This window comes from Streptomyces sp. Root1310, from assembly GCF_001426425.1.
Lineage (GTDB): Bacteria > Actinomycetota > Actinomycetes > Streptomycetales > Streptomycetaceae > Streptomyces.
On the sequence record NZ_LMEQ01000031.1, the window covers coordinates 40,398 to 52,707 of the forward strand.

At 73.5% G+C, this 12,310-nt stretch carries 11 protein-coding genes; 5 read left to right on the forward strand and 6 right to left on the reverse strand.

Translation table 11 applies throughout. The features are described from left to right. Positions 1-257 precede the first annotated feature (257 nt). The 4 genes from ASD48_RS30885 to ASD48_RS30900 form a co-directional block, all read right to left on the reverse strand. Positions 258-2,129, reverse strand: a complete 1,872-nt coding sequence (locus tag ASD48_RS30885; protein WP_057605101.1) for a HAMP domain-containing sensor histidine kinase — start codon at positions 2,127-2,129, stop codon at positions 258-260. Next, complete coding sequence (locus tag ASD48_RS30890; protein ID WP_057605102.1) at positions 2,126-2,824, reverse strand: response regulator transcription factor; 699 nt, start codon at positions 2,822-2,824, stop codon at positions 2,126-2,128. Before ASD48_RS30890 ends, ASD48_RS30885 begins: the two co-directional genes overlap by 4 nt. Positions 2,825-2,841: 17 nt before the next feature. Next, positions 2,842-3,597, reverse strand: a complete 756-nt coding sequence (locus ASD48_RS30895; protein WP_057605103.1) for a L,D-transpeptidase family protein — start codon at positions 3,595-3,597, stop codon at positions 2,842-2,844. Positions 3,598-3,698: 101 nt separating this feature from the next. Continuing rightward, the gene (locus ASD48_RS30900; protein ID WP_057605104.1) at positions 3,699-5,117 is read right to left on the reverse strand and encodes a M1 family metallopeptidase; all 1,419 of its coding nucleotides are present in this window, start codon (positions 5,115-5,117) and stop codon (positions 3,699-3,701) included. 161 nt (positions 5,118-5,278) lie between these two features. On the opposite strand from ASD48_RS30900, the gene ASD48_RS30905 reads away from it, so the two are divergent. After that, a complete protein-coding gene (locus ASD48_RS30905) occupies positions 5,279-5,638 on the forward strand; it encodes a DUF488 family protein (protein ID WP_057605105.1) in 360 nt (119 codons plus the stop codon). 183 nt (positions 5,639-5,821) lie between these two features. Here the strand turns inward: ASD48_RS30905 and ASD48_RS30910 are convergent, their stop codons facing one another. Both ASD48_RS30910 and ASD48_RS30915 read right to left on the reverse strand, forming a co-directional pair. After that, positions 5,822-7,495, reverse strand: coding sequence for an FAD-binding dehydrogenase (locus ASD48_RS30910; protein ID WP_057605106.1), 1,674 nt, complete (start codon positions 7,493-7,495; stop codon positions 5,822-5,824). Between the two features lie 28 nt (positions 7,496-7,523). Then, positions 7,524-8,168, reverse strand: coding sequence for a TetR/AcrR family transcriptional regulator (locus ASD48_RS30915; RefSeq protein WP_057605107.1), 645 nt, complete (start codon positions 8,166-8,168; stop codon positions 7,524-7,526). Positions 8,169-8,373: 205 nt separating this feature from the next. Here ASD48_RS30915 and ASD48_RS30920 point away from each other — a divergent pair, with 205 nt between their 5' ends. Genes ASD48_RS30920 through ASD48_RS30935 form a run of 4 tightly spaced genes read left to right on the forward strand, consistent with a single transcriptional unit; the run spans position 8,374 to position 12,309 of the window. Continuing rightward, positions 8,374-9,003 carry an alpha-ketoglutarate-dependent dioxygenase AlkB gene (locus tag ASD48_RS30920; protein ID WP_057605108.1) on the forward strand — a complete coding sequence of 210 codons (630 nt, stop codon included), beginning with the start codon at positions 8,374-8,376 and terminating at the stop codon, positions 9,001-9,003. A 55-nt stretch (positions 9,004-9,058) separates the two neighbouring features. Continuing rightward, entirely contained in the window at positions 9,059-10,264 is a 1,206-nt protein-coding gene (locus ASD48_RS30925) for an acyltransferase family protein (RefSeq protein WP_057605109.1), read from the forward strand. A gap of 50 nt (positions 10,265-10,314) precedes the next feature. Then, positions 10,315-11,064 (forward strand): MBL fold metallo-hydrolase, encoded by a 750-nt coding sequence (locus tag ASD48_RS30930; protein ID WP_057605110.1) that lies wholly within the window; start codon positions 10,315-10,317, stop codon positions 11,062-11,064. 9 nt (positions 11,065-11,073) lie between these two features. Continuing rightward, complete coding sequence (locus tag ASD48_RS30935) at positions 11,074-12,309, forward strand: DUF4032 domain-containing protein (protein WP_057605111.1); 1,236 nt, start codon at positions 11,074-11,076, stop codon at positions 12,307-12,309. The last annotated feature ends 1 nt before the right edge of the window (position 12,310 follow it).

The window sequence follows — 12,310 nt, forward strand, 5'->3', positions numbered from 1 at the left end:
AGCCAGGACAGCGGGCGCCGCGGGCCGCGGGCCGTGACGGCAGGCCGCAACGGCAGGACCACGGATCCGTGCGCGGACCGGCCGCGCACCGGCCGGTCCGACGCGACGGCCCTCACCCGCCGGCCGTCGCTCCCCGTCGGCCGGCGGCCGCCTGCCGGAACATCCCTGTGGGTTGCACCGCCTCGGTCCCCGGGTCGTTCCCCGGGCCGTCCCCGGGCCGGCCGGTCCAGGGCCGCGGCGCCCTCGGCCGTGCCGCCTCAGCCGTCTCCGGGCGCCGTCGCGGCGGGCAGTCTCAGCGTGAAGACGCTGCCCGCGCCCGGGGTGCTCGCCGCCCGCGCCGTACCGCCGTGGGCGACCGTCAGATGGCGGACGATCGGCAGGCCCAGGCCGCTGCCGCCGGTACGGCGGCTGCGTGACTTCTCCGCCCGCCAGAAGCGTTCGAAGACCAGCGGCAGGTCCTCTGCGGCGATGCCCGTGCCGGTGTCGGCGACCTCCAGGAGGACACGCTCCCCGTCGCCCCGGGCGGTCAGGGTGACCGTGCCGTCGGGCGGGGTGTGACGCACCGCGTTGGTGACGAGGTTGCCGAGCGCCTGCCGCAGCCGCACCGGGTCGGCGTCCAGCCAGGGAGCACCCTCGGTCTCGGTGCGCAGACGCACACCGGCCGTGTCGGCGGCGACCCGGTGGGCGGCGGCGACCTGGGCGAGCAGGTCGTCGGCGGGCACCGGTTCGCGGTGCAGACGCAGGGTGCCGGCGTCGGCGGCCGCGAGGTCGCGCAGGTCGTCGATGACACGCTGGAGGATCAGGGCCTCCTCGTGCAGGGCGCCGAGCAGTTCGGTGTCGGGTTCCACCAGGCCGTCGCGGGTGACCTCCAGCCAGCCCCGGATGTTGGTGAGCGGGCTGCGCAGTTCGTGGGCCACGTCGCTGACGAGGGCCTTGCGCTGGGCCTCCAGCCGCTCCCGGCGTTCTGCCAGGTCGTTGAAGGCCTCCGCGAGGATCCCGGTCTCGTCCTGCGTCGTGACGGGCACGCGGGCGTGCCGGTCCGGGGGCTGCTGCGCGGCCTCGGTCAGGGCGCGCAGGGGCCGGACCAGCCGGGTGGCGACGACGGCGGTGACGGCAACGGTGACGGCCAGCACCAGCCCGGCCGCGCCGGCCACCTTCGCCTTGTTGGCCGGGGACATGACCCAGCGGGGAGCCGCGCCGTCGTCCCCGACGCCGAGGAACAGTTCGGCGACCGGGGCGACGTAGGGGTCGAGCTGGGCGCGCCGGGCGGTCTCGAAGCAGGTCTGGGCCGCGCGCAGGGCCGCCTTGCCGTACGCCCTGTCGACGCCGTCCACCACCTTGGCGAACACGGGCGCCAGGGTCGGCGCCCGGCCGGAGGTGCCGGGCAGGCCGGTGAACATCAGGGGGACGTCGGGGTCCAGTCCCGCGCGGGTCAGGCAGCCCCCTGCGCGGCCCTGAAGCGCGGTCAGGGCCTTCTCCTCCGTGGACGCGGGCATGTCGAGCCGCCCGTCCCCGCACTCGTCGAACGCGTAACCGGAGACGGCGGTGGCGTCCGAGGCGGTGACCACCGGGCGCCCGCTCGGGGTGTGCGTCACGGTGGTGTCGACGCCGTAGCGGGAAAGGCAGCGTTGCCGCGCGCGGGCCACGGCGTCGAGCTTCGCGCGTTCGAGCGGGGTGAGCCGGTAGGGGCCCACCACGCGCGGGTCGGTTCCGCTCAGCTGCGCGCCCGGCTCGCTGTAGGTGTCGGTGCGCAACGGGTCGACGGTGGCGGCCGCAGTCGGCGGCAGGGAGGTGCCGCGCGGCGCGGAGTCGGCCAGGGGCCTGCGGTCGGCGGTGGTCAGGGCGATGCGCCGGCCGGTGCGCGCGGACAGCTCACGGACCGTCGCGCCGACGCCCGTCCAGTCGGGGTGGGTGGCGGCATAGCCGCTGAGCCGCGCGAGGATGCCCATGTCGTCGGCGAGGGCCTGGCCCTGTTCCTCGCGCAGCGCGCGGGTGGTGGTGGTGACGGCCAGCCAGGCGGTGGCGGCCACCGAGCACACGGCGATCAGGACGGACGCGATCAGCAGCCGGACCAGCAGGCGCTTGCGCAGGGGTATGCGGGTGCGCGCGCGGGCGCGGGCGCGGTTCACGCGGGGCCGCCGCTGAGCTTGTAGCCGACGCCGAACACCGTCAGCAGCCGCACCGGCCTGCGCGGGTCGTCCTCGATCTTCCGGCGCAGGTTCATGATGTGCACGTCGATCGCCCGCTCGGTCGAGGCCCGGTCGAACCCGCGGGTGCACTGGAGCAACTGCCGCCGGGAGAAGACCCGTTCGGGTTCGGCGGCCATGGCCAGCAGGATCTGGAACTCGGCCGGTGTGCACTCCACCGGCTCTCCTGCGCAGCGCACCTCGTGCCGCTGGGGATCGACGGCGAGCCCCGCGGCCCGGACGACGGGCTCGTCCCGCCGGCCGGCGTCGGCCCGTCCGCTGCGCCGCAGGACGGTACGGATGCGGGCCATCAGCTCGCGCGGGCTGTAGGGCTTGGTCATGTAGTCGTCGGCGCCCAGTTCCAGGCCGAGCAGTACGTCGTCCTCGCCGGCCCGGGCGGTCAGCATCAGCACGGGGACGTCGTCGTCGCGGCGCAGCACCCGGCACACCCCGAAACCGTCGATGACCGGCAGCATGAGGTCGAGGACGACGAGGTCGGGCCGGTTGCGCCGCACCGCGTCCAGCGCGGCCGCGCCGTCGTGCACGACGGTGGCGGTGTGCCCCTCGGCGAGCAGCGAACGGCGGATGAGTTCGGCCTGCATCGCGTCGTCCTCGGCGACCAGTACATGAGCGCACACGCGACAACTCCGTTTTCTCAGCGGGCCAGTGAGGCATGGTCACCCATGACGACCACGGGGTGCAGGGCGGGGTCCAGGACGAGGAGCAGCTCCTTCATGTGCTGCTCGGCGATGCTCACGCAGCCGTGGGTGGGGCCGCCGTGGTCGACGTGCAGCCAGATGCCGCCGCCGCGTTCCGCGCCGAGGGGGCGGGTCCAGTCGAGGGGCGAGGTGCCGGGCTCGCGGTTGTAGTCGATCGCGATCACGTAGTCGAAGGAACCCCGCAGCGGTTCGCCCTCGAATCCGGTACCGGGCGAGGTGAAGCCGACGCCGTGGTCGTAGGAGAGGCGGGTGCCGGGGTCGCGCAGCAGGCCGCCGGCGTCGGTGAGGCCGTGGACGCCGATGGGCGAGCGCAGGTCGCCGCTCATGTGGTGGTCGCTCCAGCCGCGCAGCGCGTTGTGCGCGGGCCAGTTCTCCCCCGCCTGCCAGCCCGCCGCGGTCCGCCGGTACAGGACCACCGTGGAGAGCGGGGAGTCGCGGCCCCGGCCGGTCACCACGACCACCTGTGCCGCGTCCTGCGGCACGGCGGCCCAGGTCCTCGTCCCCAGGCCGGGTATCCGCCGCGGTGCCGCCTCGACGGAGACCGTCGGGGCGGGTGTGCCGGACGCCGCCGGTGTGTCGGTGGCGGCGACGGCGGCGGGCCGGTGCTCCGGCGTGGCCGCGGCGCCGCCACCGCATCCGGTGAGCAGGAGGGATGCGGCGAGCAGCGCGGCCCGGCGACGAAGGGTGATCATCCTTCGACCTTCTCCGACGGGTATGTGGAACTCGTCAGGTTCCGGGGCCTGTTCGCGATCCGGGCCCGACTGTGCGGACGGACTCCACGGACACGGCGCCCTTAAGGCTTGGCGGGCTTGCCCCGGCCGTACAGCCAGGTGCGGAAGAGGGTGCCGAGGTCCTGCCCGGACTCCCGTTCCGTGAGCCGTTCGAACCGGGCGGTGGTGCCGTGGCCGTAGCGGTGCTCGGCGGCCCAGGCGCGCAGGACGCGGAAGAAGGCGCGGTCGCCGACGGTGGTGCGCAGGGCGTGCAGGGTCATGGCGCCGCGGGCGTAGACGGGGGTGTCGAAGATGTTCGCGCCGCTGCCGGGGTCGCCGGGCGGGAACGCCCACAGCCCGTCGGTGGCGGGGCGGGCGTACAGGGCGTCGAAGGTCTTCTGTGCGGTGCTGCCGCCGTGCTGCTCGGCGTAGAGCCACTCGGCGTAGGTGGCGAAGCCCTCGTTGAGCCAGATGTCCTTCCAGGAGGTGAGGGAGACGGAGTCGCCGAACCACTGGTGGGCGCTCTCGTGGACGAGGGTGCTCAGGTCGGGGGCCCGGTCGTACACGGGCCGCGACTGGGTCTCCAGGGCGTAGCCGACGTCCGGGGCGTGGTCGACGATGGAGCCGGCGGCGCGGAACGGGTAGGGCCCGAACAGCCCGCTCTCCCACTCCAGCACGGCGGGCAGCTGCTTGACGACCGGCGCGGCGGCCGTGGCCTCGCGCGGGTCGACGGCGTCGTAGACCTTGAGGCCGTCACGGGTCGTGTACTGCTTGATCTGGAACTTTCCCACGGTGGCGGTGGCGAGGTAGGCGGCCATGGGTTCGGTCTGGCGCCAGCGGAAGGTGGTCCTGCCATGGGCGGTGCGCCGGCCGAGGAGGACGCCGTTGGCGACGGCCGCGCGGTCCTCGGGGACGGTGATCGTGAAGTCGTAGGAGGACTTGTCGAGGGGGTGGTTGTTGGCCGGGAACCAGGTCATGGCCCCCTGCGGTTCACCGGCGGCGAAGGCCCCGTCGTCGGTGGGGATCCAGCCGTCGAGGGAGCCGTCGGGGTCGGTGACCGGGCGGGGGGTGCCGTTGTAGGTGACGGTGACCTGGAACCGCTCGCCCTTGCGCAGGGCGCGCCGCGGGGTGACGACGAGTTCCTGGCCGTCACGCCGGTGTGCGGCCTTGACGTGGTCGACGGTGAGGCCGGTGACCTTCAGCCCCTGGAAGTCGAGGTCGAAGCGGGTCAGGGGCCGGGTGGCGCGGGCGGTGAGAACCGCCCTGCCGTCGAGGTGCCGGCCGGCCGGGTCGTAGCGCAGGGTCAGGTCGTAGTGGGTCACGTGGTAGCCGCCGTTGCCGGCGAGCGGGAAGTAGGGGTCGCCGACGCCTGCGGCGCCCACCGGTCCGGCCGCGGTGGCGGGTCCGGCCGCCGCGAGCAGCGCGGCCAGGGCGACGGGGGCGGTGAGGGCGACGGTTTCGCGGCGGAGAAGGGTGGTGGCGCGTCTGCGGGGGTGTGTCACGTGCGCTCCTGGGGGGTGGCGTGTGATCAAACGCCCTCAGACTAGGGACCGGGAGCCCGGGTCCTCCCCCTCATTCAGGTCAAGCCGAGCGGTGTCGGCGGGCGTCCGGGGCCTACGCTCGGCAGGACCTGCCCACCCGATGACGGACGGAAGGCCCGCCCATGAGTGTCCGCGTGCGTCGTGTCTACGACCCGCCCGAGCCCGAGGACGGGGTGCGGGTCCTGGTGGACCGGCTGTGGCCGCGCGGGGTGTCCAAGGACGCGGCCCGCGTGGACGAGTGGCCCAAGGGCCTCACCCCGTCCACCGAGCTGCGCCGCTGGTACCACGCGGGCGAGGGGTCGTACGAGGAGTTCGCACAGCGCTACGAGGCGGAGCTGACCGAACCGGGGGCGGCCGGGCTCCTGGACCGGTTGCGCGCGTCGGTCCGCGAGGGGCCGGTGACGCTGCTGACGTCCGCGAAGTCCCCGGAGCAGAGCCATACGGCGGTGCTGGTCCGCCTGCTGGAGGCGGACGGGCACTGACGGCAGGTCCGCCGGCCGGAGGCGGACCTGCCGCCGGCGGCCGGGACGGCCTGTCCGCCGTCGGCCCGTCAGCCCGTCCGTCGGGCCGCGGGCGGACCGCCCTCAGCCCGTCCGTCGGGCCGTCGGCGGACCGCCCTCAGCGCGTCTTTCCGGCCGTCCCCGCCGTCCCCGTCGTCCCCTCCCTCAGGCCGTCTGCCGGGCCGCGGCCCGGCCTGCGGCCCGTCCGGAGAAGAGGCAGCCGCCGAGGAAGGTGCCTTCGAGGGCGTTGTAGCCGTGCACGCCGCCGCCGCCGAAGCCGGCCACCTCGCCCGCCGCGTACAGGCCCTCGACCGGCTGTCCGTCGGCGCCCAGGGCGCGCGAGTCGAGGTCGGTCTGGATGCCGCCGAGGGTCTTGCGGGTGAGGACGTGCAGCTTGACGGCGATCAGCGGGCCGGCCTCGGGGTCCAGGACGCGGTGCGGGGTGGCGACCCGGCCGAGCCGGTCGCCGATGTAGCGGCGCGCGTTGCGGATGCCCTGGACCTGGGAGTCCTTGGCGTAGGGGTTGGCCATCTGGAGGTCGCGGGCCTGGATCTGGCGGCGCAGGGTGTCCACGTCGAGCAGCGCCTTCCCGGTCAGCCCGTTCATCTTCTCGACGAGCTTGTCGAGGGTGTCGGCGATGACGAAGTCCGCGCCGCGGTCGAGGAACGCCTGCACCGGCGCCGGGGCGCCCTTGCCGAGCAGCCGGTCGCGCAGGACTGCCTTGCGGTCCTTGGCGGTGATGTCGGGGTTCTGCTCGGAGCCCGACAGCGCGAACTCCTTCTCGACGATCTTGCGGGTGAGGATGAACCAGGAGTGGTCGTGCCCGGCGATGTCCTCGGTCGTCCGCAGGTGCTTGAGCGTGTTGAGGGTGTCGTAGCCCGGCAGGCACGGGTCGGGCAGGCGGCGGCCGAGGGCGTCGAACCACAGGGAGGAGGGGCCGGGCAGGATGCGGATGCCGTGCCCGGGCCAGATCGGGTCCCAGTTCTGGATGCCTTCGGTGTAGTGCCACATCCGGTCGCGGTTGACCAGCCGCACGCCGGCCTCGGCGCTGATGTCCAGCATCCGGCCGTCGACGTAGGCGGGGACACCGGTGACCATCTCGGCGGGCGGCGTGCCCAGCCGCTCGGGCCAGTAGCGCCGCACGATCTCGTGGTTGGCGCCGATGCCGCCGCTGGTGACGACCACGGCCTGGGCGGTCAGCTCGAAGTCGCCCGTGCGGTCGCGGTTGGAGGCGACGCCTCGCGCACTGTCGTCGGGGGCGAGGACCGTGCCGCGCACCCCGCGGGCGGCGCCGTCCTCGAGCACCAGCTCGTCCACCTGGTGCCGGTGGTAGAAGGTCAGCAGCCCGTCCTTCGCGGCCTGCTTGGCGTACCGGACGAACGGCTCGACGACGCCCGTGCCGGTGCCCCAGGCGACGTGGAAGCGGGGCACGGAGTTGCCGTGTCCGTCGGCGCGCAGATCGCCGCGCTCCGCCCAGCCGACGGTCGGCACGAAGGAGATCCCGTGCCCGGCGAGCCAGGGCCGCTTCTCCCCCGCCGCGAACTCGACGTAGGCGCGCGCCCAGCGCACCGCCCAGGAGTCCTCGTCGTCGGCGCGGTCGAACTGCGCGCTGCCCTGCCAGTCGTTCCAGGCGAGGTCGAAGGAGTCCTTGATGCCGAGGCGGCGCTGCTCCGGGGAGTCGACGAGGAAGAGCCCGCCGAAGGACCAGAACGCCTGGCCGCCGAGGTTGGCGGCGTTCTCCTGGTCGACCAGGGCGACCCGCCGACCCCTGCTGGTGAGTTCGTGCGCCGCGACCAGGCCCGCGAGGCCCGCTCCGACGACGATGACGTCCGCGTCCATGGCGTCCGCTGCCTTTCTCCTGAGGATGTCATTCCGGGGTGCCGCCGCCGTCGGTCAGCAGCGCGGTGAGCAGTTGCTTCAGCCAGACACGAGCACCCTCGACGTCCTTGTCCAGCAGCAGTTGGGCGGTGACTCCGTCGTAGGCCGCGACCACGGCGTGCGCCGCGCTGTCGACGTCCCCGAGCACGGCCGGCGGGGCGGCGAGGCCCCGGGCCCGGGCCAGCCGGTCGGCGATGGCCCGCCGCAGCCGCGCCCGGTGCTCCAGCAGGGTCTGCGCGACGTCCGGGGCGCGCGCGGCGTGCACCAGGAAGTCCGTCTTCACCAGGAGCCAGTCCAGGTCGAGCAGGAGCACCTCGGTGACCCGGTCGACGGCCGCGGGCACGTCGAGGTCGGGTCCGTCGAGGGCCAGGGCCCCGGACACCTGCTCGGCGATCAGGTCGGCCCGTTGCCGGTAGAGGGCGAAGAACAGCTCGTCCAGGCTGTCGAAGTTGGAGTAGAAGGCGCCCCTGCTGTAGCCGGCGGCCTCGCAGACCTCCTCGATGGAGACCCGCCCGAAGCCCTTGGCCGCGAACACCTCGAAGGCGGCGTCGAGCAGCCTGGCCCGCGTGCGGACCCGGCGCCTGGTGACGCGCCCGGTCGCCCGCTCGGTCTGCTCGGTCTGCTCCGCCGCCATCTCGGACCTCCGTTCGATACGGGAATGTATCCGATACACCGATGTATCGAAAGCCCTCCCGAAGCACACCGAAACCCGCCCCGGCACCGCGCAGGGACGCCACAGGAACACCGCAGGGACGGCGGGGGACGGCGGGGGACGCCGCAGGGACACTCACGAAAACAACCGAGGGGAACATATTTTCGATTAGGCGTACGCTGGAGCCATGACCGCGCACCACCTGCAGGGCTCTCTCTTCGACCAGACCGACGAACTGCGCCTCGGCTCCCTCGACGGGATCCGCCGGACCACGCTCGGCGCGGGCGCCTGGATCGACGTGCTGCCGGGCTGGCTCACCGGATCGGACACCCTGTTCGAAGAGCTGGCGACCGGGGTTCCCTGGCGTGCCGAGCGCCGGAAGATGTACGACAACGTCATCGACGTCCCGCGCCTGCTGGCGTTCTACGGAGCGGGTGAGGAGCTGCCCCACCCGGTGCTGGCCGAGGCGCGTCGCGCCCTGTCCGCGCACTACGCCGAGGAGCTGGGCGAGCCCTTCGTCACCGCCGGACTGTGCCACTACCGCGACGGCCGGGACAGCGTCGCCTGGCACGGCGACCGGATCGGCCGCGGCGCCCAGGAGGACACCATGGTGGCGATCCTCTCCGTGGGCTCCCCGCGCGACCTGCTGCTGCGCCCGGCGCGCGGGGGCGAGACGGTACGGCGCCCGCTGGGACACGGCGACCTGATCGTGATGGGCGGCTCCTGCCAGCGGACCTGGGAGCACTGCGTCCCCAAGTCCACCCGGGCCGCCGGACCCCGCATCAGCGTCCAGTTCCGCCCGCGCGGGGTGCGCTGAAACGGAGCCGGCGGTACCTGTGTCCCTCCCCCTCGGGGATACGTAGTTTGACCGCATGAGCGACCCACCGGAGCCCGCGTCCACCACCGGGGCCCGGACGAGCGCGCGGCCCCGGCGGACGGAACTGGACGTCCTGCGCGCTCTCGTGGTCGTCGGCCTGGTGTTCTTCCACGCCGCCCTGGTCTTCTCCCCGGACGACGACTTCTACGTCAAGAACCGCGACACGACCGAGGCCGTCACCGTCGTCGCGGGGCTCGGGGTGGTGTGGGCGATGCCGATGCTCTTCGTGGTGGCCGGTCTCGGCGCCCGCCACTCGATCGGCCGGCGCGGCCCCGGCGGATTCGCCCGCGAGCGCCTGCTGCGCCTCGGCGTCCCCCTGCTCCTCGCGACGCTCACCATCGTCCCCGTCCCGCAGTGGCTGCGGCTGCGCGCCGCCGACCCCGGCTACGACGAGCCGTACGGACGTTTCTGGCTGCGCTTCCTCGACGTCCGCCCCGACCCCGGCGACTTCCCCTTCGTCCTGCGCGGGGAGTACTTCGAGACCGGCCACCTGTGGTTCGTGGTCCTCCTGCTCGCCTTCTGCCTGCTCCTCGCCCCGGTAGCGGGCCCGCTGGCCTCCGGGGCGCCGCGCATCGGCGACGCGGTGGCACGCCGACCGGGCCTGCTGCTCCTGCCCGCGCTCCCGCTCGCCGCGATCGACTCCCTGCTGGGCATGGAGGAGAGCTACGCCGGCTGGAACCGCTGGGCCTACCTGGTGTTCTTCGTCCACGGCTACGCGCTGTCCGACGACGACCGGATCCGGGCGGCGACGCGCCGCGTGGCCGTGCCGGTCGGGGTGCTCGGACTGGCGCTGTTCGCGGCGACCGCCCCCGGGTTCATGAACGCGGACGACCCGTTCACCGACCGGACGCCGCTCGCGCTGCTCACCCGGGCACTGTTCGGCGCGGCCGGCTGGGCCTGGGTGGTGGCGATCCTGGGAGTGCTGGACCGGCCCCGACCGCACCGCCGGCCGCCCGGCCGGGTCCTGGGGTATCTCGCCGTCGCCGCGCTGCCGTTGTACGTACTCCACCAGCCGGTGGTCGTCGCCTTCGCCTACGGCGTGGTCGGCCGGCCGGCGCCGATTTTCGTCAAGTACGCGGTGATCGTGGCCGCTTCGCTGACGGCGATCCTGCTGGTGTACGAGTACGGGGTGCGCCGGACGCGGGTGACGAGGTTCCTCTTCGGCATGCGTGGAACCCCACCGTCCACATCTGTCCGGTGATCTGCTTTGCTGTCCCCGTCGACGACGGATCTCCAGGACACGGGACGGCCATGCGGGCAGACGTACGGCAAGTGGCGGACGGCACCTACCTGGTGCACGGCAGCAACACCAACTGGGTGATCCTCACCGAAGGGGACGCCGCCACCCTGATCGACACCGGCTACCCGGGAGACCGGCAGCTGGTCCTGGACTCCCTCGCCTCCGTGGGCAGTTCACCGGAGGCGGTCGCCGCCGTCCTGATCACCCACGCCCACAACGACCACCTGGGCTCGGCCGAGCACCTGCGCTCCGTGTACGGCACCCCGGTGTATCTGCACGAGGCCGAAGTGCCGCACGCCCGACGGGAGTTCCTTCAGCAGGTGAGCGTGGGCGAGGTGCTCCGGAACGCCTGGCGGCCCGGCGTCCTGCCCTGGATGGTGCACGCGCTGCGCTCCGGCGGCACCGAGCAGCACCCGGTGACCACGCCCGAGGCGTTCCCCGGCGCCGGCGGCCCGCTCGACCTGCCCGGCCGGCCCGTCCCGGTGCACACCCCCGGCCACACCGGCGGCCACGCCGTCTTCCACCTCCCGGAAGCGGGCGTGGTCGTCTCCGGCGACGCCCTGGTCAGCGGCCATCCGACCTCCCGGCTGAAGGGGCCGCAGCTGCTGCCGGACATGTTCCACCACGAGCGCGCCCGCGCGGTGGAGTCCCTCGGCGTGATCGAAGGTCTCCCGGCCGACCTGCTGCTGCCCGGGCACGGCCCGCTGCACCAGGGGTCCGTGAAGGCGGCGGCCCAGCAGGCTCGCGAACGCGCCGTCTAAGGTCAGGCCATGGCTTTGCAGATCAGCGCCACCAACCCGGAGCATCCGGCACTCCTGCTGGAGCTGCCCTGGCACCTGCCCCTGGAGGAGTGGCCCGAGGAGGTCCTCGTCCCGCTGCCGCGCGGCATCTCCCGCCACGTGGTGCGCTACGCCCAGGCCGGCGACGAGGTGATCGCCGTCAAGGAGCTCGCCGAGCGCCCCGCGCTGCGCGAGTACGAGCTGCTGCGCGACCTGGACCGGCTCGGCATCCCCGCCGTCGACCCGCTGGCCGTGGTCACCGGCCGCGCCGACCAGAGCGGCGGCCCGCTGGAGTCGGTGCTGGTCACCCGGCATCTGGGCGGCTCGATGCCGTACCGCTCGATGTTCGAGACGACCATGCGCCCGGCGACCATGCACCGGCTCATGGACGCCCTCGCCGTGCTGCTGGTGCGGCTGCATCTGGCCGGGTTCGCGTGGGGCGACTGCTCGCTGTCCAACACGCTCTTCCGCCGGGACGCGGGCGCCTACGCCGCCTACCTCGTCGACGCCGAGACCGGCGACCTGCACCCCCAGCTGAGCCCCGGCCAGCGCGACTACGACCTCGACCTCGCCCGCGTCAACATCAGCGGCGAACTGCTCGACCTGGAGGCGTCCGGGGCACTGCACCCCTCGGTGGACCCGATCGAGTTCGGCACGGAGATCTGCGCCCGTTACGGGGCGCTGTGGCAGGAGCTGACCCGTACCTCGGTCTACCCGGCGGGCAAGTACCACTACATCGAGCGCCGGATCCGCCGGCTCAACGAGCTCGGATTCGACGTCGCCGAGATGCAGATCGAGCACTCCCCCAACGGCGACACGGTCACCTTCGTCCCCAAGGTCGTCGACGCGGGCCACCACCAGCGCCAACTGCTGCGCCTGACCGGCCTGGACACCGAGGAGAACCAGGCCAGGCGGCTGCTGAACGACCTGGAGAGCTGGATGGCCACCCAGGACGACTACGCCCCGGGCGACCCGCTGGCCGCCCGTCCGGAGGTACTGGCGCACCGCTGGGTACGGGACGTCTTCCGGCCCACCGTGCGCGCGGTCCCGCTCGAGCTGCGCGGCTCCATGGACGCGGCGGAGATCTACCACGAGCTCCTCGAACACCGCTGGTACCTCTCGGAGCACGCGCAGCACGACATCGGGCTCGACACGGCGGTCGAGGACTACATCACCAAGATCCTGCCCAAGGCCCGGGAGACCCTGGAGCCGACGATCCCGGAGTGAG